Here is a 23,166-nt window from a genome sequence, read left to right as displayed (position 1 = left end):
CTCTGAATCTTGCGATCCAAAGGCTGCTAACTCAAAGTAAATCTGATTATGTAAATGTAGTCCTGCCTGGCGGTAGATACCGGCCGGCATCATTTCTTATCCTTTTTCAGTCAGGTTCCTTTAACAGGTGCCTCGCAAAAACGGGGTAACCCTGAAAAAAAGAATGGCAGCTTTTAAGAAACAAAACTGCTGGTATTCCTTTTTCCAATATGATGATCAAAAACGTTTCCAGGTATACCCCAAATATAACATGGACGTAGAGTTTGCACAATACCGGCATACTATGATTTATTTATACCTGTTTTCAGGTATTTTTGCCCGCAACGATCATGTATACGCAATTGTTTTATATTTTGGCTTTTATGAGAAGACTATCTTTCCTGATATTCCTGGTTACAGCAACTTCCTGGTGCAGTGGACAGGCGCCTCCGCTGAATGAAAAGGCGCTTACAGACAGCCTGGAAAATGTATTGCAACGGACTACATCAGACAGTATCCGTGCCCGGGCACACTATTCCCTGTCGGAATACTGGGCTGCTCACGATTCGCTGAAGTCATCACAAAACCTGGAAAAAGGAAAGCAATACAGTGGAAAGAATTCCTTCCTGCAGGCGCTTTATTATTACTATGAAGCGAATACGCTGAAGAAATCCGCGCCTGACAGAAGCCAGTCCGCCTTCCTGAAAGCAGATACCTTACTCAGCAGGTTTAACACTTCCGAAGCCTATTCTTTCCGGTCTAAAGCCTGGTACGACTATGGCGCTATCGCCCAGCGGAAAGACGATTACAAAGCATTTGCAGATGTTTTACTAAATAAGGCGATTCCGCTGGCACAACAAGCCGGCGATCAAACGGTGGTGGGGAAAGACTACCTGGCGGTGGGAATCGTTTTTAAAAATGCCGGCCAGTTCGACAAAGCAGAAACCTACTGTCTGAAGGCGATAGAAACTTTCAAAAACGCGCACTCCCCTACGCATGAACTGGTGACGGCCTATCATACCATTGCCGAAAATTATTCGCTGTCGGCCCAGAATGCCAAGGCAAAGCCTGCGCTGGACAGCGCCTGGAAGCTATTGGCGCCTTTCCCGGAATCTGAATACCTGTTGGATCATTATGCCGCCGAAGGGATGTATTATACCCTCGAAGGGAAATTCAAAGAGGCGCTTGCCAGCCTGGACAAAGGAATACAACTGGCCAGGAAGAAAGGTTTGCGTTATGAAGAGCAACGGTTACAAATGCAGCAGTTCTACGCTTATTTCAATGATAATAACTTTGTAAAAGCGAAAGAGATGGCCACGCTGCTGATGCAGCAGAATGAAACAATGAAGCTGGTAACTAACCGTCTCCAGTTGTTTTACGGGATGGCGCTTACCTGCGAAAACCTCCGGCAGATGGCGCCGGCCTATACATGGATGAAGCGTTACAGTGAGCTTAGCGACAGTCTTACCAAAGCACAGCTTACAAACGATGTTCATGCCCTGGAAATAAAATTCCGGAACGCAGAGAAGCAGAAAGAAATAGATGCACTGAAAGCGAAAAGCATCCAGGATACGTTGCATACCAAAAATGCCCGGCTGGTAAACTCGCTGCTGGGCGCTGCTATCGTCATTTTACTGGTGGTATTGCTGTTTGCCGTTTTCGTTTACCGCAGCAAGCAGAAACTGGCGGTGCAAAAAGAGTTGAGCTACCGGCAACACCTGCACGAAATAGAACAACAACAACAATTACAGTTCAGCCAGGCCGTGTTACAAGGCGAAGAGCAGGAACGCCGCCGGCTTGCCAGGGACCTGCATGACGGCCTGGGCGGCATGCTTGCCGGCGCCAAGATAAACCTCTCTGCACAAATTGAAGATACCTACTCGCAGGACCAGCGGGCCGAACTGGAAAAGATCACGCTTCAGCTGGATCATTCTGTTACAGAACTCCGGCGCATCGCACATAATATGATGCCCGTTAACCTGCTGAAATTTGGTTTGAAGACAGCGCTCAAAGATCTCTGTGAATCGCTCATGAATGACGCCACCCGTATTGACTTCCAGGACCTGGGAATTGAAGATACCCTGCGGGAAGAAGTACAGATCCACATCTACCGCATTGTACAGGAGCTGTTGTCCAATGCTATCCGCCATGCGCAGGCTACCAATATCATACTGCAATGCAGCCAGAACGACCATATCTTTTTTATTACCCAGGAAGATAATGGCAAAGGTTTTGACACGCAGGCGGCGGGGAAGGAGAAAGGCATTGGCTTAAGCAACATCCGTAACCGGGTGGGATTCCTGAAAGGAAAAATTGATATTGACTCCGCCGCGAACGAAGGCACCACCATAAATATTGAATTACATGTTGATTAATCCCGCTACACTCGCTATTGTAGACGACCATCCGATTGTACTGGAGGGACTGCAGAAGTTGCTCATGAATGTGAAGAGCATACAGATTACCGGGTGCTTCACGTCAGGAATGGCTTTTATGTCTTTCCTGAAAGAAAATAAAGTAGATGTATTACTGCTGGATATCACGCTGCCGGATGCCAACGGGATAGAGTTATGCCGGGAAATTAAGGCGCTGTCGCCCGACACCCATGTACTTGCCCTCAGCAATCATTCTGAACGCAGCATGATCCTCCAGATGATCCAGAACGGCGCTACGGGGTACCTGTTGAAAAATATTTCTTCCGAAGAACTGGTAGCCTGTATCCAGGAAGCACTCAGCGGGATGATCACTTTCAGCAAAGGCGCCAAAGAAATTATGGCACGCCCTTCCATCAGCGAACTAAAAGGTATTCCGCAGCTCACCAAACGGGAAAAGGAAATACTGCACCTGATAGCAGATGGTAAAACCACCCCCGACATTGCGCAGCAGCTTAACCTTAGCCCGTTAACCGTAGAAACGCACCGGAAAAACCTGATACAGAAGTTCCAGGTAAGAAATGTGGCCGCGCTGATTAAAATGGCTGCTCAACAAGGGCTGTTATAAGAGCTGTTTATTTATGCAGTCCTTTCCTGCGCAGATAAGCCAATAGCTTTTCAGGATAATCTGTCTGGATCACATTGGCAAAGGCCGCGTCTTTACGCAGCTGATCAAAACCGGCATCGTCTTTTTCTGATTCCAGTTTATCATACTTTCCCAAAGCGTTCATCCATACCCGTGTGCCGCCGGTGGTAATGCTTTTCACCAGGGAATCGGAGTAAAAAGAAGCATCTCCGTGAATAACCGGGAACTTCCCCTGCTTCGCGGCTATCTGCTGTATTTCGGTTATTTCCGCCACACTGTGCGCGCGGGGCATTACCGGGATCTCCGGATTCCAGCTGTACAGGGTGGGGGCTGTATGATGATCATAAATAAAGAACAGCACCTGTTTTTCCATGCCATGCGCCGCAATCTGGGCAAAGGCCTGCCTGGCTGCCGGCTCACCTTCTTCTTTAAAATCCACATCTACAATAATTCTTCCTTTGGTGAGCTTTAATACCTGTTCAAAAGAAGGAATGGTTTCCGTGGTGGGTTTTCCTTTAAAAAGTAAGGGAAACTGCTGCAATTCCCGGTAGGTATAATCCTTTACCTTGCCGGGTTGGCCGGTGGTGCGGGTAATGGTTTCATCATGCATAAGCACGAGGATATGATCTTTTGTTTCATGCAGATCTATTTCCACGATATCAATGCCCTGTTCAACAGCTTCCTTTACAGCCGCGAGTGAGTTCTCCGGGTATTTGTTATGCGAAGCGCGGTGTGCCGCCACCATGATATGTTCCGGGTGATGTTTAAATTCGTCGAGGATAGCGTCTGCAGGCGTTTTTTGCTGTGCGGTTACCGGCAGGCTGATGGCACATAAGGTTGCTAATAATAAACGGTTCATCAGGTATTTATTTTTTTACAGCGATAGACAGGATGTTCCTGTGAAAGTATATTAATTCACAGAAGATCCCTACCGGCTTAATAAAAAAATAATCTACCTGCGCCCACAGCGTTGATATTAAACAATGAATGATCTTCCTTCTTTGTTCATTTCTTTCCGGATGCCATTTACCACGTCTTCCAGGGCAACCGCTGTTGATTTCCGTTCCAGCGCTTTCAGGCAGGCGTATTGTACTACGTTGATAATATTTCCGCCGGTGATTTCATACTTTTTCACTTTTCCGGGAATATCTTCTTCATCCTGGAACTTTACGTTTGGCGGGAAGGTTTTCTGCCAGATAGCTGCCCGCTCCCGTTCTCCGGGTACCTGGAATTGTATGATGGCATTGAAGCGACGGATAAAGGCGTCGTCAATATTATTTTTCATATTGGTAGCCAGTATTACCAGGCCATTAAAATCCTCGATCCGCTGCAGCAGGTAAGATACTTCCTGGTTGGCATATTTATCATGTGCATCCCGTACGCTGGTGCGTTTTCCAAACAGCGCATCTGCTTCGTCAAAGAAAATGATCCAGCCTTTATCTGCTGCCTTTGCAAACAATGTTTCCAGGTTTTTTTCTGTTTCCCCGATGTACTTGGAAACGACCATCGACAGGTCAATTTTATATACATCCCTGCCGGTATATTTACCGAGTAAACTGGCCGTAAAAGTTTTGCCGGTACCGGGAGGTCCATAGAACAATGCGCGGTAGCCTTTCTTCAGCTTATGTTTCATGCCCCATTCATTCATCAGCTGATCGTTGTGATGCAGCCATGTTTCCAGCTCCCGGATCTGCACCATAATGGATTCATCGAGCACCAGGTCGTTCCAGCCAAGCTCCGTGGCGATGAGCCTGGCGGGGAAGCTCATACTGAAATGCGGCCTTCCGGGTTTTCCTTTTATAAAGAGATTTACATAGTCGATGTCCATCATGATGCGGGCGCTCATCAGTGGTTCTCCTGCCTGCACATCTTCCAGCCATAATATTCTTTTGAGTGCAAACTCATGATCGGGTTCAAACAGTTCCTGTACTTCCAGGCGTTTTTTCCAATTGGTGCCGGCCAGCAGGAAAAGCGCTGTTTCTCCGGTGGGCAGAAAACCCCGGAATTGTTTGCCGCGTACACCACCCAGTTGCGGGAATTCGCCGGCCTGTGGCAGGAATTGCTGGATAGCCGTATCGTAAAACTCCGGCAGGATATGTGGTACCAATGCTATCAGCAGCAGGGTGAGTTCTTCGTCGCTCCATTTGTTTTGCTGCATGGCTTCCGGCCGTACAATTTGCCAGGTAGTCCTGTCAGGTATTGCAGGCGGTTTGGATGGCGTGCCTTCTTTTTTAAAGTAGGCGCCCAGCTGATAGTTGATCAATGCCTGCAAATAGGCCAGTTCCGGCGCCGTGGCGGTAGTTTCAGCGATAGGTGCGGCCGTTATTGGCTGTTTCGCGGTCGTTTTCTTTGGAGATACCTTCTTGTTGATCTTACTCATATGTTTGTCCCTCCCGGTTGTGTAGCGGATTTTTCTTTAGCAGCACCCTGTTGTACCACATGTGTGAGTTCATGTGCCAGCAGGTGTTTGCCGTTACTGGTATCAGGATTATATTTTCCTGCATTGAAAAAAACATCATTCCTGTGGGTAAATGCCTGCGCGCCAAGTTCCTTGCTCATTTGTATGGCGGAGTTGCCCGTATGAATATTTACATGGCTGAAATCTACCCCGAATTTATGCTGCATTTCGTGTGTTGTTTGCCGGCTCATGGGATTGCCTTTACCGGCAGAGCTTTCAATCTGCGCAGAAAGCTGTGGTGTGGCCGAACTGCTGCCACCACTGCCTCCGGCGGCTTCAGATTTTTGCACCTGGCCTTCTTCTTCGTGTTCACAGGCGGCGCATTTCCGTTGCAGTTCAGGCTTGGTTTGAATATCTTTATCGCGGCGCATGCGGGCGTCGTTGGTGCCCAGCTTTTCTTCTGCTTCGGAAGTAGCCAGCCGCTGTACGGAGCTGATATCTTTTTTCTGTACTACCTGGCCGGCGCCGCTGCCGCCGCTCACCACCTTATCCGCTACCGAATCGGCTTCCCGCTCAAATGCGTCTCCGGGTGTGTTAACGGATAATTTTGTCTGGAAGAAAGTACTTTCTTTCTTCTGTTGCACGCCGCTGAAAAAGGGTTCTTTCGCGGAAGCGGCGGCGGGTAAAGACTGTTTACTATCAAACATAACCAACTATTTTATTCTGCTTAGAAAATCTTCTCCCAGCCTGCGATAATCTTTTGCGCCATGCGACACGGGATCAAAGCTGAAAATATCCATACCTGCTTCCTGTGCTTTGGCCAGCTGAATATTGGAACGGATATAGGTATCCATTACTTTGCCGTTGTACTCTGTTTCCAGTTGTTTCAATACCTGCCGGTTCATGGATTTCCGGTCGTCGTACTTGGTTAAAACAATACCGAGCACTTCAAGGTTGGTGTTCAGCTTCTTTTTTATATTCTCAAAATGGTACATAAAACTGCGAACGCCTTTCAGCGGGAGAAATTCTGCCTGTAGTGGCAGCAGTACGTAATCGCTGGCTACCAGCGCATTTACGGTAAGCATACCAATGGCGGGCGGGCAGTCGATCAGGATAAAATCAAACTGCGGCAGCAAGGGTTTCAGCATCCAGCTGAATACCTGTTCACGTCCGTACATGCCCACCAGTTCAAGTTCTGCGCCTGCCAGGTCCAGCGACGATGGTATGAGCATCAGTCCGCAGGGCGATGTAAGAATCACCTGCGACAACAATGCCTCTTCACCCGCGATCTCTTTTTTCAGTGCGGTGTACAGGTGCTGTGGCGGGTCTTCTGCATATCCCAGCGCCTGCGTGAGATTCGCCTGGGGATCGGCATCCACGAGCAGCACCTTTTTACCTGCCTGCTGCAAGGCGGCAGCCAGGTTAATAGCGGTGGTGGTTTTGCCGGAACCTCCTTTCTGAATAGCCAACGATATTACCGTCATAAGAAATCAGTTAATCATAATGTTCCGTTGAAAAAATACTTTGCTTTTTCCCATACGATCCTGCCTACTTTTTGCCCGAGATATTGCCCTTCCTGGTTGCCACGCGGAAAATGGATTCCGCCGTATAACCGCGACAGTCCCGCTTGCGCGGCTGCTTCCGAAAATGTATTCCAGCTTAATGAAATGTCGCGTGCAGGCGTATAACCGGGTTCTATCAGCGAACCACCTTTGCTGCATAATACGGTGGCGCCCAGTTTATCGCCGCCGGTAAACTGCGCCAGGATATAGGCCGCGGCGCTGCTAAAGGTGCTATGACCGGAAACATATTCTGCAAAGGGCGGCGTAATAGCGGCCGGTGGCTGAAATGGCAGCCACTCCTCTCCTTTTATTTCCTTAGTGCCCTGCCCGGGACCGCCCCAGGCTTTTATAGTGCGTCCTTTGTAAACATAGCGCACGGCGGAAACCGGGCGTACGGCATCATAATGCCGTTTGCTTTCCCAGCAGGCAATACTGGCATCCAGCATTGCATTGCTGAGGGCAAAAAATAGTTTCAGGTCCTGGTGATTGCAATGCTGATCGCGGTTAGATACATACTGTGCGATCTGGCACCAGCGGCCTGGCGGCGTTACGGTGCCTGGACCGTCCCACCAGTATTCTGCGATTACTTTTTGCAGGTCGGTGAGGCCGGCACTGATCGCTATCACCTGGTCTACCTGTTGCTGAAACTCGGTACTACCGGGCAGATATGGCACCGGTGGACGAAACTGTGCCGCGTGCTGCAATGCAAAAGGATGCATCAGCGACCAATGTGCCGTGAGGAACTGTTGTGATTTAAAATGGCCGTTGCCGTCTGGAACAAGCAGCGGTTGCCAGCGGCCCGGTTCTTTCAGCTGCTCCGGCGTGTTCACCGGTTTATATCCTGTATAATCCGACCAGGCGGGCATTTGCAGAGTGCCATAAGCATTGGCGCCATCTCCGGCGAAGGCTTCCAGTACACAACGTCCTGCGAGATTACCGATGCCCGCTGCATTGGAAATATCCAGCGTGGTGATGGCAGGGTCATAGTCGAGGTGCAGCATCATATCATGAAACATGTTTTTATTTTCCGCGGGTAAAATCAACCGGAATAGTTCCGTGAGCACGCGGAAAGCGGCGTAGCTGTAGGCTTTCCGTTTATAGGCAGCTTTGTGTTCTTCTTTGGGCCGTTTAATATAAGCGCCGGTGGCCGTACTGATGGCACAGGGGTTGTAGGCCGTCCACGCATTGTACATGGCGGTGTGTACCATAGCCAGTGCGCGTGCGGCCAGTGATGGTGGAAGTGCCGAGCAGCGGATCGCTTCCACTGCCAGTTGGTTCCATTGCACTACGAGAGTTGTCGGGGTTGACATATCATCTTTTCATTTATAATAATGTAGTAATTCTGACGACTGCACCGTGCATAAAAAACGCCAGCAACCGGTTGTTGTCTGCTGCCACGGAGAAGATAGCGCCCGGGGCTTCTACCTGCTGCTGTTCATGGGGTGCGGCGGTATTGATAAGAAATGCTTTCCCTTCAAAGTCCACGGCTATGATGTATTTGCCGTCTGGTGTGATGGTGGCATCATTCCAGTTTCCTTTCCAGCGGTTTATTTCTTTTCCTGCTGTAGTATCCCAAAGGCCGATGTGGTTGTGTTGTAGCAGCAGCAGTTGTTTTTCATCTGCTGTCATTTCAATTCTCACGGCGGGCAATTGTTCCGGGATGATGGTGGCTTTAAAAGTTGCCTTATCGAATACACGGAACTGAGGTGTGCCTGCCAGGATCCAGTTATCGCTGATATACAATGCTGCCACCGGCAGGTTGCTGTCTTCCCAAAGGGTTTGCAGCAGGCGTCCTTCCTTATCCAGCAGCAGCACCTTTGCGGGTGGCGGGCCTGGTATGCCTATCCATTGTACTGATACAGCCACGGCACTGCCATCGGGCGCCCAGGCAAACACACTTGGCGTATATTCGTTGCCGTGAGATACCTGATATTGTCCGCCTGCCGTTCTGATAGCTTCCTGCATGCCCGGGATTTCGTGCCGTACGTTGGCCGCCAGGTCGAGGACACCGGCGCCCCAATACAGCTGGTCGCCGATGAGCGTTGGAAAGCCTGGCTGTGGCGTATCCGTATGATGTTGCAGCAACGGCTTATCTTCTTTCCATACCGTTACCTGGTGCAGGGAGGCTGCTATCGAATAGTTGTCTTTGAGCACGAGTTTATTGCCGCCGTTACCTGTCAATGTTTTCCAGTTCTTCATCTTTCTTTTTATCATTTTGTTTCCGGGAGATGTGCAACTGCTGCACTGCTTCCTATAACAACATTTATCCGCGGGGTATTTGTTTTAGTTTATTGCTATGGTGGTGTAATCTGCGTTTTATCTACATACCCCAGTTTGCCGTTGAAATCAAATGCCGCCCATGCACCGGTGAAGCCGGCTACCTGTAAAAGATCACCCGGTTTTACCCAGCCAATGCCTTTATGTTTTGGACCGGGACCTCTGAACACGGGGAGTTTTTTCAATGCCGTTACTGTTGCGATATATGCTTTCTGATCAATGAGTAAGTTATTAAATCCACGTCCGGGGATGCGTGCATTGGCCAGTGGCCGGTCGTCGCCCGGTTTATCGGATCTTGGCGCCAGGCGACCCAGTGGCCCGAGAATTTCATCCGGCTGGCGGCCGGCCAGTTCCGCTGTAACGAGCGCCGACAGCTTGGGACCGGTTGCTGTATTTGAAATCTCATTTCTGAAGAATGCTTTTACAAAGGCGTTTGCCGGTTCGTTGTGCAGCCATGCCAATGCAAGCCTGATCCTCCCGGACGTATGCGGAGCTGCCGGAGCAAACAGTGTAGCATCTGACGGTTTAATAATTGCTACGTCGAGATGTACTTCCATATGCCGCACAAAATCGGATGGTACGCCTTCCAGGAAAGTTACGAATGCTCCTGCTCTTGCAGGATCAAAGTTGAGCCATGCCTGTTCCATCAAAAATCTGCCAATCCGTTTCTCCGTATCTGCTGCTGCCATCATTGACGGCGTTTTGAGCATTTCGTCGTAGATCTCTGCCGCAAATGCAAGGCGGTCGTTGATCCAGCCTTTGAAGTGCGCAACTGATATACCATATTTTGTTCCGAAACCGGCAAGGAACGGGAACTGCGCTACCTGGGCAAGTTCCAGCAATTTGGCGAGGCTTACCGGGTTGGGGCCCAGTCCCTTCAATGCTACCTTTACAAAGGCTACTACGCATTCGTCCCACCATGATGTGGTGGCTATTCCCATTCTGTTATTCAACAGCACGGTGGCTGTTGCAGCATTTGTAGCCGCTACTTCCACTGCCGCCCTCATGACTCCTTCCGGCTCACGGCCTACAGCCAGGTAAGCTGCAGCGGTACCAAAAGCCTGCGGATCAAAAGGATAATCGATATGAAGATCATTGCTGACAGGATCTCTCAAGGTGGTTGCTGAGAGTCCTACGGATGCACGGGCTCCTTCCACCTGCACCGGTTTTCCAAGCGCTGCCGCCCGTTGCTGTGTATACTCCACCACATTTGGATTAGCGGCTAAATACGGCGCTACATTGGCCGCGGCGGTGCCTGTAGGGACCGGATGCGCCCCAACAAGACAACCTGCAAATACGATCCGGGCAGTGGCAGGATCAAGATTGTTGATCAACACATCCAGCAGGGCCTTTGTTTTTAACTTTTCCAGAGGTTTGCTGATATCAAGACTTTCAGAGCTGTAGTCAACACGGCCTTTCACAACGTTTGGTAAACTTGTACCCGCCAATTCAAGACTGTGCGGCGAACCATGCCCTGCGATGATGACCTGTGCAATCTGAGAGCCCTTACCATACTTAGCAGCAATTTTAGGTACTTCTTTAATAATATCAGCGATCGAATTTTGACCTTCCAGCATCAGCACCAGGTTCGGTGAGTTAATGATTACGTCTTCAAACTTCGGCGCCGCATCCTGGAATGCGCTGGCATCGATACCGGTATGAATGATGAGGTGCAACGGAAATAACTTCAGCCTGTTGCCGTAATTAGCCACCAGCTTATTGAGCGCCAATGTGCTGAAGCGATGCAGGTTCCGTATTCGGCCTTTCAGGTCGGAATAAACGGATGGCGAAAGAGCTGTGAACATATTGATCATCTTCTGGAATTCCGCTCCCCTTGCACCGGCGCCGGGAGAATACCCTCTTTGCAGGTGGGGCTGAAAGTCTTTCCAGTAATCTTTCAGGTTCGTCAGTAAAACGGGTCTTGCTTCTACATCTATCAATTGCAGTTCAGACACTGTTTCGTGCAGCACTTTGCCGCCAATCAGTTTTTCCAGTTCCAGCATGGTTTTGCCCAATGCCATTCGCCGCGCTACCGGCGGCGTAGTGTTTAGTATTATTACTGTGTCGCCCTGGTTACAGCCGTTACCAAAGGCGCCCAGCTTTGTCCATTCATCCGGTGTCAGCGGAATCAGGTCCTTTAATTTCAGATCGGAGGCGCCAGCCAGTATATGAGGCCCCTCGTCTATTTTAGCGATCATCTTCCACAATGCTTTCCGGTCGGCTTCTATTAGTGTACTCTCGGCAAACCAATCGGCCCGGCGGCGTATGTAGCTGTTGAATTCATCCAGCGACATACCCGTGTTGGCGGCGGTACCATCACCGAGAAGTTCCACTTTATTCGCCAATTTAAATTTGGAATACGCATAGGCCAAAGGCGCGCGGGAAATCATCTGCGCCGGACTTTGCTGCACTACATGGGTCAGCTCATGTGCCAGCAGATGTTTTCCTTCAGCACTGTCGTTATGCTGATTGGCGCCAAAATAAATATCCGTTCCATGCGTAAATGCTTTTGCCTGCAGTTGCCTGCTCATATCTGCGGCGCCTGCATCTTCATGGATACGCACGCCACTGAGGTCTGTACCAAAGGCGCGGCTCATTTCTTCATTACGGCGCGATGGCAGCGGCGCTCCGTTACCTTTGCTTTGCGACAGCTGTTGTTCTACCGCCGGTGTTACATCCGGTGTAGTGCTGGCAGTAGCTTCGCGTTGCAGGGTACCGTCTTCTTCTCCATGCTGCTCTTTCCGCTGAAAGAAAGGATCTTTCACGGGGGTGGGGCCAAAGAAAGGGCCTTCCCGCTGCTGCGGTGCAGAGGATTTTAGTCCGGGTGGTTGTATCTGTGTATTTGCTGCTGCCACTTATAAAAACTTTTATTCAATCGTTTCATTGGGTTTGCATACGTTTTCCCTGGCGGAAAACTGTTCTGATCTTCTTACATATCTGCAGGTAGGACCGGCGTAAATAGCTTCCAGGTTCATTCCCGGCGCCATGCCGGGCTGCCAGTCACTTACCACAGAAATAGGCGCCATCCCGCTTACAGACTTCTTTTTAATATTCACATCTTCCGATCCGGCCACACTCCAGAAGGCGTGGTTTAACGGAATGAAAGCCCCCATCTCCCTAACCCCAAGTATTACGGTAAAATCCATCAGCCAGAAATAATTGGTGAGATGAAAAGGACCCGTTTTTGAGTCGGGGTAATGCAGTGGGAACGCTGCGCCCGGCCGGTCCCTGATGGCTATTTTTCCTTGAGTGGTGCCGGGTCCGGAGTTAAACATACTGAGGCCATCAATGGCAAAATGACTGGTAGCATTTTCCAGATCCTTACAAGGCAGCAGGTTACAGTTGCCATAATCCAGCAACAATGTGCGGCCTGCATTATCGCTGTACTGCGCCATAAGCGTATCTCTTGTGAGCACCTGCGAAAAGCCGACGCCGGTACCTCCCAGCGAAGTAAGTGTGATATCTGCGGATGCCTTCATGGAAAAATGGTTCCGGGCAAAAAAATTATCCTTTTCGTTAAAGGTGGGCTTAGGTGTAGGCACTCCCTGCTGACCAATGAACAGATTTTGTACCTGTACATCCACCCAGGGTGGCAATTTATTGACCACGGGTGTGGAGCGGAACAGGAACAATTCTACTCTCCTGTTGCGGGCCTGGTTTTCCGGCGATGTTTCCGGCGCCATACTCCTGGGAGTGGATGTATTATCGATCACGATCCGGCTGTCGGGAATTTTTTTAGCGATGAGAAAGTCCCGGATGATGCCCGCCCGTTCTGCCGCCAGGGCTTTGTTACTGTCTACATTGCCGGAGGTGCTGGCAGCGCCCTGCAGTTTTACTTTCAGGGCGCTGTCTTTTTTCAATATCTCTACCCAGCGGTCGGCCACTTCGTTTAGCCGTTCACGGTGGGCAGCGCGCATAGCTGCTTCTCCCACACAATAATTCCAGAAAATAAGCTCATTACTTTCTGATTTGCCGGCGGATGTGTCTTCCACGCCAAATACCTGTCCCGGGTTATCATTGGCCCATTTGGATTCGGGTGTGCTGCTGGCTTTACACGCATCCGCCACCGCAGCAGCGGGCGCAGCGTCTTTGGTTTTTGCATCCGCCGGTTGTAATTGCAGTGTATTATCTCCTGGCTTGCTGAAGAAAGATTCCCCGTTTTCAGCTTTGCCGAAAAAAGGTTTATCATTTTCTGCCTGTTTGTTTTTAACGTTTTTCGGAGATTTTTTCATGCAATTACTATTTAAGTCGTCTTCATCAGGGTGTTGTACACGGGTATCCGTAAGGTGCAGGATTCAGCGAAGTGCGTTGTCTTACGGGTTCCCATACGTAATCAAATGAAGGTGTTGTAAATGGTACGTTACAGGTGGCGGGGCAATTTGGTTTGTTGCCGCCGGACGCCACGCCTGATGGCCCGCCGTTATAAGTAGCGCTTGCCCAGGCGATAGGATCCATCGGATTTTCATGGTCGTACAGCTTATAGGCGGTGATCAGCGCCACCATAGAAGCGTAAGAGAAGGCGCCGCTCAGCAGGCCGAGTGGCGGCGGTAAAAATCCGATAGGAGAAATAAAGCCGTTGCACAACCGCATCATGATGCCGTAGGTACCATAATTTACGGTACCGGATTTCCAGCAGCTGCTGCCTGTTTGCACGGTGTTGGAACATACGTCGTCTGCTTCATGCAGCGGATCACGGCTCCAGCAGGGATCTCCGGCTGATCCGGGCACACCGCATGGCGGATGATAAGGTCCTTGCTGTGTCCAGCCGGCAGTATTCAGGAATAAGCCGAACGTATCAAATGCGTCTTTATTAAGTTGCGGTCCGCCGCTGCCCATAATCACAGGCTGTACGAGATAGCGGCAGGCATTCAATTTATCCGTGAATCCCCAGCTGTTGAAATTACTTTGTACCTGCGCCCATACCCGTGCTATTTCTGAGGTAACATTGGGACCGCACTTTCTTTCAGGAACAACGGGTGGCGTTGGACCCGGTGGTGGTGGCGGCGGCACGGGCACTACCGAGCTGATAACGGCTACCCTGTTGGCCACCGGATCGGTGCGTGAGAAGTGATTGGTTTCCCCATGTGCAAAAATGGAAATAAACCCGGCGCCAATTCCGGGGCTGCCATCCGTTGGAGTAATCATCTCGTCCCTTACTGCCTGTGCGCGGTGGCACGACAGCTCCCAGTTAAACGCATCAGTGCCATCCACACTGGCAAAACCATCTATCCGCACGGTAGCACTGGCCCCGAGCCGATGCCAGTTGGCGGCAAATCCGCTGATCAGCCGCTGGTTGGCAGGCGATAATCCGGAAGAAGATACCGTGAATGGGTAGCTGTCTTCTACCCTGGGCGCACTGGTATCTACCGGACAGGCTAATCCTGCAGGCACCTGCGACAGGTCCCCGTGTTCTTTTACCGGAGCTACCTGCCGTGCTATGCCTGTTGTTCCCTGTCCTTGTTGTAAAGTATGTGTAAGCTCATGCGCCAGCAGGTGTTTACCGGTGCTGCTGCCCGGAGCATATTTTCCTTCGTTAAAATAAATATCATTACCGGTAGTAAATGCCTGTGCATTCAGTTGACGGTTAAGTCCTGCTGCATTGCTACCGGTATGGATCTTTACACTGCTGAAATCTGCCCCGAAAGCGCCGTTCATTTCCTGCAGGGTATCTCCTTTCAACCCTTCCCCCTGTCCTTTGGTACTGTTGATATTACTTTCTACTGTTGTTGGGGAGATGGCAGCCGGAGAAGTTTCCTTCCGCTGCACATTGTTCTTCTTTTCTTCTTCTTCGCAGTGAGCACATTTACGCTGAATAACCGGCTGGAAAAACGGTTGCGCCGCGGGCTTTCCCCAGAAAGGGGTTACTGCCGGCTGTTTAAGACCCGAGACGGGGGCTCGTTGTATATTTGCGGGTGATAATGTTTTTGTACTCATGCGGATGTTGTCTTTCCCAGGATTTTATATTGAAGCGGATTTTGTCTTTCCCGCTGATTACGCTGATTATACTGATTTTAAGGATTTGCTTTGGGGGATTTTTATTGATTTAGGAAGCCTATCGCCATTGCACGTGTAGTGGTATTTTCATCCATTTTAGTTTTATGATGCTGATGTTCCAGGGCAGGCGATCCAAAAGGATGTCGATGGTGTCTGATTCCATTTGTAACTGATGCTTATCTGTGCCGGTGATTAATCTTCCGGGGCGTTGCAGGAACCCTTCCCGTAGCCCATCTGCAGAAATATTTTTCAATGCTTTCCAGTGGCTGATGGCATTTTCCATCAGGCCGTCGGCTTCTTCCATGGCTTCTGTTGTTGGCGGCAACTTGGTATCCAGTGGCCTTTTCAGCGGCCAGCCACATAATAATTTTGGCAACACTACTTCAAACTCATCGGCTTCGGTTTGCCCGGTTGCCATGTAGTGTAACAGCATAATGGCCTGCTGCTTGCAGGTGGCGTTGAGGAACTGTTTACCATCCGTCCATTCCAGTTGACGGAACAATGGCTGCAACCAGTGATGCAGCAGGATGATCCCCGCATTTACCACGTAAAAAGTTTTGGCGCCGGTAGTAGTCGCTGATATTTCTTCTTCAGATGTACCTGTTTCGAGTTTGTCTAATGGTTCGTTGGTTAATGGTACAGCGGCGGGTTCTTTCGGCCGCGCTGCTGCTTCTTGTATGTTGACGGAGGTAGCCGCGGCTAATACTTTATCCCAGCCATTATTACGGCATACCATTATCAGTTCCTGTAGCTGTGTAACAAATACCGGCTGTTGGATCAACAGCTGATTCATTTGTGCAGATTCACTTACCGTTGGGTCCTGTGCCGCCTGTAATAACAATGAATGCCAGCAGGCCTGTTCGAAGGCACGGCGGTTCATTCCATCGCTGTGCGCGAGTTGCACCAGACGGTAAGTATCATAAAGCTGGTGAATTACGGGGGGCCAGCTCGTTTGTTTTTTGGCGGTGATGATGGCCAGCAGCTGCGTAATAAATTCCGGTGAATGCTGCATCAGGATACGCGGGAGATAATCCCGGTTGTTCAACAATTGCTGGCGCAGCGTGGTAATTGCGTGGTGACTGGTAGCCAGCACCTGTAATACCTGCCGGTACCATACCTCATCGGGCCGTGACGCATTCCAGGGAAGCGTGCCATGTTCCATGTAGTAGCACCACTGGTCAAAAGCGTGTTCCGGCAAGGATTTACGCGGTGTTTCTTTTACATGGAGCGTGGCTAATGCAGCGGTCATTTTTTCCAGCAGCAGGGCCACGTAATGATCATTATTAAGATCGGCCGCCTTGATTTTTCCGAGGTCAATTTCAAGGCGATCTATATAAATAACCGTGTCGTGGCTGCTGTGGCTATCGAACAGCTTTTCCAGTGCAGGAATGATCTTGTTCCAATACAGCGCTGTTACCTGGTGTTGCCAGGTAAAAACAGTGTCTTTGTTATGCACTGTCAGCAGGAGTGTTTGTTTACGGATCTTATGCAACATGATTATTTATTTCATCCATCGCAGGCATTGTGCTACGAGGTCTTCATTTTCATCAGAGACCAGGTCTTCCGGTTTCCAGTCTTTTGCCAGCGCCGCCAGGTTGATTCCTTTATCTTTCATTTTGCGCAGTGTTTGCTGCAGCTGTTTCTTTTCATGGGCGGCAATGCTTACCGGCACCCGCAGCAGCAGCTGATCCAGGCAAAGCCAGGTGGCGTTGCGCAGCAGCAATGCCTGTTCACTTGCAGCGGCTTTTTTCCCGGCAGGCATATTTTTTAGTAAGAAGTCGGCCAGCGTACTGTACTTATGCATATTCAGCGGGCCTGCTTCCATAAATTTGCCGGTGCGGTCGTATGCTTCCGTGTCTACAATATTATCAGCATCCACCGGCAGGATTTGTTGTTTGTATTTTGAAATACGCTGACGGCCTTTCCGGTCGCGTAGCAGCACATCTTCCGGGGAGTTGCTTCTGTGCGTGGCAGCAGCCGGCGACGCAGGGTCTTCCACCAGTTGAGGCGACGTTGCCGCTGCTAACTGCGGCGATGTTGTTGCCGGCGCGCTATTCATTTTGTCTGCCAGGATCCGTCCGGGTGGCGGTGTGGTTTCATTGGAAAGACAATCAATCTCCTGCATGTCGCAGCTTTTGCGGAACAGCCGATTGATCCAGTCGCCGAAGTCAGATTCAGGTAGCCTGTTCTGCCTGTTATCATCAAAGCAGGATGGGGTGATCTGCTGGCAATCGGGATCCGTATCGGTATCAGGTACCGCATCCATGATGCCGGTTTGCCCGAAGAGGTAACAGATGAGGCAGCACTGGATATGCGCGTCATCACCACAAACAGGTTTGCAGGCAAGGTGCTGCAACCAACGGCGGTAAAGGGTTTCAAACTCGCAGAAGCTGCGTGGCCGGAGCCATAATATATTCAGCAGCACATGCGCGGGCGCTTCTTTCCGGAGCAGGTTTTCCATCATCGCACGGGTGCTGGTATTGCGGAAACGCACGGGCCATCCGGGCAATACAATGGTGGCTACAAAAGAATAGGGATCTGTAAAAGGAACTACGGTTGTTTTAAATACCGCATCTTCCGGATCTACATCATAGCCTACCACTTCTTCTTCCCAGGGCAGCTGGCAAAGCGGCTCCGGCTTCACCGGCAATAAACACTGGCAATCATCGTCTACACGCGGCCGGAGCAGAATATGTTCCACCACATGCATGCCTTCGTCATTAATGGCTGCAGCCGTGCGGTCAATGGCATCTTCCATGGCAGGCAGTGTGGCATAACACTGCGGGTTGGCAGCGAGCACATAACTGCTGTCTACCAGTTCAATACCAAATGGGCCACAGCCTTCTCCCAGAGAGGGTTTGTAATTACCGGGGATCGACAATGCTGTGCAGAAACGGTAAAATCCACGGATAGCCGCATTCAGGCACTCGTATTGTTCTGCGCTTTCCCATATGATGGCGCCGGGTTTACGTACCGGTGGCGGCGCATCACAGGCGCATCCGCTGTTTTCATCCGGCACGGGTTCTTCGGGGATGAAATCATCGTGGTACAAACGGAAAGAATAAGTATAGCCGAAGGCTGTTTTTACGCGGCGTACCGGGTAATAAAGCGCGCTTTGCTGCATTTTTGTTTTCCATTCCTTCAGATCATCCGCCGACAACACAGCGTCGCCTGATGATTTGAAATAGCCGCTCACGGCGCTGCCGTTCAACAGTTCAAACCGGTTGGCGGTGGTGTTCAGGGAGTAGTTGCTGTCTTTCCACAATAACGATAATACTTCAAACAGCCAGTCGTCCTGTGCCCTTTCAGCATTGGCAGCCGATGTATATTGCTGTCCTGATATTAATATCACTTCCCCGCCTGCCATCAACTGCAACTGGAAATAGTTACCGGCGTAATAAGGTTTTACTTCCAACGATACCTGGCAGTTTTTACCGAGTTTCAACCCGATCATTTGTAATTGCTCCAGGTATTTTGCCCTGATTTCTTCTGTATTATATTCATAGGGATGTACTGCCAGCCGGTAGCCTTTCTTCACAGCGTTAAAACTATAGCAGCCATCATCTTTTACATATCCATAATACGCGCTGTTGCCATGGCGGGTAGCATCGAGCAATAGTTCCAGCCCGGTGTACACGTAATCTCCATTGGCATTTTTCGTAGCGCTGCCCCAGGCATCTTCCAAAGAACTATAATGTTGTACACTTTCCAGCAGCACTTCATTCATGACCACCTGGTAGCGGCAACTGGTTTCATTGAGCCGTACGCCGGTATTACCGGCGTACCGGGCCAATGCCAGGAATAATTTCAGCGCTTCGCTGGCGGCGGCCATATCTGCAAAGCCATAGCAGAGTTTCCAGATCTTTTCCCTTTTGGTAATATCGTACAGGCTTACCCGTAGTTGCTGCACATTGCTCAGCCAATGATAAGGGAAGCTTCGCATGATATGCGGTACAACGTCCAGCAGCGGTGCTTTTCCGCCGAATTGTGTAATCGTGTCTGTGGGCACAATAGCCAATGGAATTGTATCCGTTACCGGGTCTCCTTCCAGGATAATGCTGGTGCCCCAGGCCGCGGGGTTGCCTGCCAGATGTACCAGTTGCAGGTATTGCTGGCGAAAAGCGGTTAATGCTTCCGCAGCAGATTTATAAGCTCTGTAGCTGCGGAAATATTCCGTTTCCGTTTTTGGATAGATGGGTGAATGATAGTTCTTTTCAATGCCGCGGATCACATAATAGTAGCTCACCGCCTGTGTTTGCGGATTTTTCACGCAGGTAACCACCTCTTCTCCCCCCATACATATTTCCAGGTAATCGATTCCCTGCTGGTTGCGGCTGCGCAAGGCGGCCAGGCGGTCGGTCGCCGGGGCTTTGGCCGCAAAGGTTTTAGGGAACCTGGCAAAGCAACCGGTTTTATTGATTACGCGGTATACAAAGGCGCCTTCTGCGCTGGCTGTTGTGCTATGAATATAGGAATCGATATCGGCCGGGGCGGCGCCGGTTCTCAGCTGCGCGAGTGACAACGCATTCTGCAGTTTACCGGCTGCTGCTGCCGTGGGCAGGATGATCTTTTTATTCAGGCCGGCATGCAGTAAAACGGGTTTGGCGCCCTTTTCTGCTTTCAGTTCCAGCTGGTCCAGCGATGCAGTGAAAGTGTCCATCTCTGTTCTTGCCAGCTCTTCTGTGGCATATTCTTCTTCGCTGTTGAACAGGTACGGCTTTCCTTCCATGCCCTGCAACTGTACTTTGTACTTCCATGCTGCGGGCTGCCGGGAATAAGATACCTGGTATAACTGCGCCTGTATAAGCTGTTGTATATGCAATACGGTATTATCTGCCTGCAGCTCTTCATCAAATAAGGCAGGGTGCATGGCTTTTACATTGCTGCGTTCTACCAGTACTACTTCATACCTGCCATCGGCGGTTTGCCGCACCAGGTAACCCGCGGGAGTGGCCGCCAGTTGCAGGAGCAGGTGAAATTCTTCGGTTGCCTGCTGTTCATTTTTCACCGCCGATGCAGAAGTAAACATAATAAACGCATCTTCTTCGATGCTGATCTGCACTTGCAATTTTCCGCCTTTCTGCTGGATATTATCTGCCTGGAAGGCAGCAAGATTGATGAAGGTAGTGTGGGTGGCATTTACGGGTAACAACTGTAATGCCGGCAAATCTTCTGTTGGTGGAATGCTCCAGTCGTCTTCCTCTACTGCTGCCAGCAAATCATCGGTAGCGGCGATGGCCTTCTGTTGATCGGGGAACGCCTGGTTTGAGCGTAGCAGCGGTTTCCCGCCGGGGCTGGTTACTTCAATAAAATGATCATACCGGCTGATTTCCACGGCACCATTCAGCGGCTGTTGCGTAAAATGTTCCTGTAACTGCAACAGGCGAGCCTCCCGCTCTTCCGGCGTAGTGGCCGGAGACGCCAGGTAAGCCTTGCCTGCCTGCAAAGGCACCTGCAAGCCAAATTTTCCCTGCACGGGATCATCTGTCCGGATAAGAAGTTCCGGGTGTTTTAATTGTTGCGCAAGATGCACCAATGCAGCAGATGCATCTTCTTTTGTAATGTAGTTGCTTGTTCTGAACAACACCTGGCTATCTGCATCTTTTATTTCTGCATAAAAAAATGTTTCATAAGGTCCAACAATAAAAGGGCACAGGTAATGACGGTCAGTTTTCTCTATGCCAGCTAATGCACTTACCCGTTGTTCGTAGCCGGAAGTATTGGCCGTATTCCATTTATTAACGCGGTAGTCGTAGGCCTTACCGCGGTTCCTGCTTAATTTGTCATAGGAAGAAAGAAATTTGGCTTTGGCGCGCAAACCCTTTTCTGCAGCCTGCTGCCGGTCGCTGATACCATATAACACCAACGCATAATCGGTAAAAGTTTCTGCAAAGCGGCTGAGCAGGTGATTGAGCATGGTTTCCCGGCGCTGCTGATACAGGGCTTTATCTTCCACGATCTTTTGCAGGTAGCCCTGGTAGTCGGCCAGGCTGAATACCACGTCGAAGGCGTACTGCTCTTTGTTAGCCGTATTTTTAAATCCGAACGACCGGAGATTTTCCGGGTATGCTGCGAGGAAGATGGCAGATTGCGCCGCTTCCTTTGCTTTTTGCCGGGAGGGATAGTAGCGGCAGCCAAGCAATACATATTCCCTTCCGGGAGTGGCTATCACAAAGCACCAGCAGCTATCGCCATACAGATAGGTGGTGATGTTGGTGGTGTTATCCTGGTGGCTCATATCCAGCAGCAACTGTTCCACCGCGGTATTCCGTGCAGAAAGATAATCGAAGCTGTAGTATTTGTTACGCCAGCGCTGGATCACATCTTTCTTAACGGTAACGCCTGTATGCAGTTCATTGAGCAGTTCTTTTCCAACCGGCAGCATGAGCGTATCATGCTGTTTCCAGCCCAGGTCGGCATAAAATCCGCCCTGCTGAAAACGCAAGAGCTTATCGAGATCCGGAACATCATTAACGGCGCCGCTGAAATACGTTTGTGCCGGCGCATCCGGCGACATAGAGAACAGGTCGCGCAGGTGTTGCAGTTGCGCCAGGTAATTAGACAACAGCTGATCAAAGAACAGCAGGAAGCCTTTCAGCTGCCATGCCTGCACTTTGCGCATTGGCGACGCATCGTTGCCCAGCTCTCCGTTGCCGATGCCATATACCCTTGGAAAATCACGTTGCAGGGAATAGTAATTGCCCAGGTCTTCCCGGTAAAAACCGGAAGGTACCGCATGATCAAGATATGCGGATGACTGGTCGTACCACACTTTGGTGCCATTGAGCAGGGAAGCATTTAAATATTGCTGCAGGTTGGTACCATCAAAAGTAAAGGTGGCGCTGCCGCGTTTAAACACAAAGCGGCTGTATACCAGCGACAGCAGCGGCAGGTGACCATCCAGCAAGGGCAGTATCCAGGCCGTGCCGTGCGTGCTGGCAACAGGCGTATGATCGCCTGTAACGTAGCCGGCTACACTAAGACCAGAAATGGTGGATATCCCCGGCACTTCGAACATTACATGATATACATCTGATACGCGGATTTCGCGGAGGGGTTTGATCGCTTCCAGTTCGGCGGTGTCAATGAAACCATGGCTCCCGGCGGAATAGGCCCTTCCCGCAAAGATTTCTTCCATCGTTACCTTTTTTTCTTCCAGCATTTGTTGCAGGGTATAAAAAGTAACGCGGGGAGAAAAGAGGTGATAAAGTTGCAGTACCAGTTCGTTGAGCACCGTGGTTACATCTGCATTTTCCTCCAGCTGGATTTCTGTGCATACGCCAATTTCTTCATGGCACAGGATGGTGATCTTATAAAAATCTTCACACAAATTACGGTGCGCCATTAACGCCTTGCGAATGCGCTCTTTCAGGTCGGCCAGTGCTTTTGCTCTTTCCTGGCTGTCGTCCGGCAGCGTTTCTGGTTCAATGAAAATATTATAAAGCCCATTCAGTTCCAGCAGGGAAACATCTTCGTTGGTGGCCGCCAGCTGCGGGTTGCGGCTGCGGCATTCCAGGCCCTCATCACCAAACCAGTGTACTTCCGGCGGGATGTTGCCAGCAATTTCCAGCCATGCGTTCCTTACTCCATCGATATCGGTAAGCAGTTTGCGGTAATCGGTAATAGTGAGCGGGTTAACCGTGAGGATCTTTGCCGGTGTAAAGAAATTATCTTCTTTCCCGGTTCCCGCAGGGTTCATGGTGAGCAGGTCTTCCAACGGCAAACTGGTACGGTAGCCCATATCCAGCAGGGAGTAGCACAACACTTCCAGGATGGTGATGCCCGGATCGTGCGCGTTGTGGTCGGTCCATATTTTGCCGGAGAGTTTTCCCAGGTAGTCGATGCCTTCACTCCGCAACTTTTCGAAATCCAGTTCCGGTGGAAAAGCAGGATCATTTTTAATGATCACGTTCTTGGTATTTGTGTCCTCAGCCATAA

At 50.3% G+C, this 23,166-nt stretch carries 14 protein-coding genes; 3 read left to right on the top strand and 11 right to left on the bottom strand.

Annotated elements, in window-relative coordinates; all coding sequences use genetic code 11:
- Nucleotides 1-163: 163 nt before the first annotated feature.
- Genes AB6805_RS17650 through AB6805_RS17640 form a run of 3 tightly spaced genes read left to right on the top strand, consistent with a single transcriptional unit; the run spans nucleotide 164 to nucleotide 2,979 of the window.
- Nucleotides 164-439 carry a hypothetical protein gene (locus AB6805_RS17650; RefSeq protein ID WP_370910764.1) on the top strand — a complete coding sequence of 92 codons (276 nt, stop codon included), beginning with the start codon at nucleotides 164-166 and terminating at the stop codon, nucleotides 437-439.
- Entirely contained in the window at nucleotides 363-2,354 is a 1,992-nt protein-coding gene (locus AB6805_RS17645; protein WP_370910763.1) for an ATP-binding protein, read from the top strand. The genes AB6805_RS17650 and AB6805_RS17645 overlap by 77 nt, the downstream gene beginning before the upstream one ends.
- Nucleotides 2,344-2,979 (top strand): response regulator transcription factor, encoded by a 636-nt coding sequence (locus tag AB6805_RS17640; protein WP_370910762.1) that lies wholly within the window; start codon nucleotides 2,344-2,346, stop codon nucleotides 2,977-2,979. The genes AB6805_RS17645 and AB6805_RS17640 overlap by 11 nt, the downstream gene beginning before the upstream one ends.
- 7 nt (nucleotides 2,980-2,986) lie before the next feature.
- Here the strand turns inward: AB6805_RS17640 and AB6805_RS17635 are convergent, their stop codons facing one another.
- The 11 genes from AB6805_RS17635 to AB6805_RS17585 all read right to left on the bottom strand — a co-directional run bounded on the left by AB6805_RS17635 (nucleotide 2,987) and on the right by AB6805_RS17585 (nucleotide 23,164).
- A complete protein-coding gene (locus AB6805_RS17635) occupies nucleotides 2,987-3,856 on the bottom strand; it encodes a glycerophosphodiester phosphodiesterase family protein (protein ID WP_370910761.1) in 870 nt (289 codons plus the stop codon).
- Between the two features lie 117 nt (nucleotides 3,857-3,973).
- The gene (locus AB6805_RS17630; RefSeq protein WP_370910760.1) at nucleotides 3,974-5,377 is read right to left on the bottom strand and encodes an ATP-binding protein; all 1,404 of its coding nucleotides are present in this window, start codon (nucleotides 5,375-5,377) and stop codon (nucleotides 3,974-3,976) included.
- Nucleotides 5,374-6,102, bottom strand: a complete 729-nt coding sequence (locus AB6805_RS17625; RefSeq protein WP_370910759.1) for a DUF4157 domain-containing protein — start codon at nucleotides 6,100-6,102, stop codon at nucleotides 5,374-5,376. The genes AB6805_RS17630 and AB6805_RS17625 overlap by 4 nt, the downstream gene beginning before the upstream one ends.
- Nucleotides 6,103-6,108: 6 nt before the next feature.
- Nucleotides 6,109-6,879 carry a ParA family protein gene (locus tag AB6805_RS17620; RefSeq protein WP_370910758.1) on the bottom strand — a complete coding sequence of 257 codons (771 nt, stop codon included), beginning with the start codon at nucleotides 6,877-6,879 and terminating at the stop codon, nucleotides 6,109-6,111.
- A 14-nt stretch (nucleotides 6,880-6,893) separates the two neighbouring features.
- On the bottom strand, nucleotides 6,894-8,267 hold the full coding sequence (locus AB6805_RS17615) for a DUF6851 domain-containing protein (protein WP_370910757.1): 1,374 nt from the start codon (nucleotides 8,265-8,267) through the stop codon (nucleotides 6,894-6,896).
- Nucleotides 8,268-8,280: 13 nt separating this feature from the next.
- Nucleotides 8,281-9,156: a hypothetical protein gene (locus AB6805_RS17610; RefSeq protein WP_370910756.1), complete on the bottom strand. Its 876-nt coding sequence runs from the start codon at nucleotides 9,154-9,156 to the stop codon at nucleotides 8,281-8,283.
- Nucleotides 9,157-9,251: 95 nt separating this feature from the next.
- Nucleotides 9,252-12,089 (bottom strand): DUF4157 domain-containing protein, encoded by a 2,838-nt coding sequence (locus tag AB6805_RS17605; protein ID WP_370910755.1) that lies wholly within the window; start codon nucleotides 12,087-12,089, stop codon nucleotides 9,252-9,254.
- A gap of 12 nt (nucleotides 12,090-12,101) precedes the next feature.
- Entirely contained in the window at nucleotides 12,102-13,466 is a 1,365-nt protein-coding gene (locus AB6805_RS17600; RefSeq protein WP_370910754.1) for an OmpA family protein, read from the bottom strand.
- A 25-nt stretch (nucleotides 13,467-13,491) separates the two neighbouring features.
- Nucleotides 13,492-15,168, bottom strand: coding sequence for a DUF4157 domain-containing protein (locus AB6805_RS17595; protein ID WP_370910753.1), 1,677 nt, complete (start codon nucleotides 15,166-15,168; stop codon nucleotides 13,492-13,494).
- A gap of 118 nt (nucleotides 15,169-15,286) precedes the next feature.
- Entirely contained in the window at nucleotides 15,287-16,723 is a 1,437-nt protein-coding gene (locus tag AB6805_RS17590) for a contractile injection system tape measure protein (RefSeq protein ID WP_370910752.1), read from the bottom strand.
- 6 nt (nucleotides 16,724-16,729) lie between these two features.
- Nucleotides 16,730-23,164, bottom strand: a complete 6,435-nt coding sequence (locus AB6805_RS17585) for a hypothetical protein (RefSeq protein WP_370910751.1) — start codon at nucleotides 23,162-23,164, stop codon at nucleotides 16,730-16,732.
- Nucleotides 23,165-23,166: the final 2 nt, after the last annotated feature.

Source organism: Chitinophaga sp. RCC_12, assembly GCF_041360695.1.
In the GTDB taxonomy this organism is placed as follows: Bacteria; Bacteroidota; Bacteroidia; order Chitinophagales; family Chitinophagaceae; genus Chitinophaga.
The sequence above is the reverse complement of the archived record's forward strand: the minus strand, read 5'-3'. Positions and strand labels throughout refer to the sequence as shown.

What these genes read in the sequence shown, in the direction of transcription:
- AB6805_RS17625 (WP_370910759.1), bottom strand. Translation starts at nt 6,102, where the DNA reads ATGTTTGATAGTAAACAGTCTTTACCCGCCGCCGCTTCCGCGAAAGAA.
- AB6805_RS17610 (WP_370910756.1), bottom strand. Translation starts at nt 9,156, where the DNA reads ATGAAGAACTGGAAAACATTGACAGGTAACGGCGGCAATAAACTCGTG.
- AB6805_RS17620 (WP_370910758.1), bottom strand. Translation starts at nt 6,879, where the DNA reads ATGACGGTAATATCGTTGGCTATTCAGAAAGGAGGTTCCGGCAAAACC.
- AB6805_RS17595 (WP_370910753.1), bottom strand. Translation starts at nt 15,168, where the DNA reads ATGAGTACAAAAACATTATCACCCGCAAATATACAACGAGCCCCCGTC.
- AB6805_RS17615 (WP_370910757.1), bottom strand. Translation starts at nt 8,267, where the DNA reads ATGTCAACCCCGACAACTCTCGTAGTGCAATGGAACCAACTGGCAGTG.
- AB6805_RS17585 (WP_370910751.1), bottom strand. Translation starts at nt 23,164, where the DNA reads ATGGCTGAGGACACAAATACCAAGAACGTGATCATTAAAAATGATCCT.
- AB6805_RS17590 (WP_370910752.1), bottom strand. Translation starts at nt 16,723, where the DNA reads ATGTTGCATAAGATCCGTAAACAAACACTCCTGCTGACAGTGCATAAC.
- AB6805_RS17645 (WP_370910763.1), top strand. Translation starts at nt 363, where the DNA reads ATGAGAAGACTATCTTTCCTGATATTCCTGGTTACAGCAACTTCCTGG.
- AB6805_RS17600 (WP_370910754.1), bottom strand. Translation starts at nt 13,466, where the DNA reads ATGAAAAAATCTCCGAAAAACGTTAAAAACAAACAGGCAGAAAATGAT.
- AB6805_RS17635 (WP_370910761.1), bottom strand. Translation starts at nt 3,856, where the DNA reads ATGAACCGTTTATTATTAGCAACCTTATGTGCCATCAGCCTGCCGGTA.
- AB6805_RS17650 (WP_370910764.1), top strand. Translation starts at nt 164, where the DNA reads ATGGCAGCTTTTAAGAAACAAAACTGCTGGTATTCCTTTTTCCAATAT.
- AB6805_RS17640 (WP_370910762.1), top strand. Translation starts at nt 2,344, where the DNA reads ATGTTGATTAATCCCGCTACACTCGCTATTGTAGACGACCATCCGATT.
- AB6805_RS17630 (WP_370910760.1), bottom strand. Translation starts at nt 5,377, where the DNA reads ATGAGTAAGATCAACAAGAAGGTATCTCCAAAGAAAACGACCGCGAAA.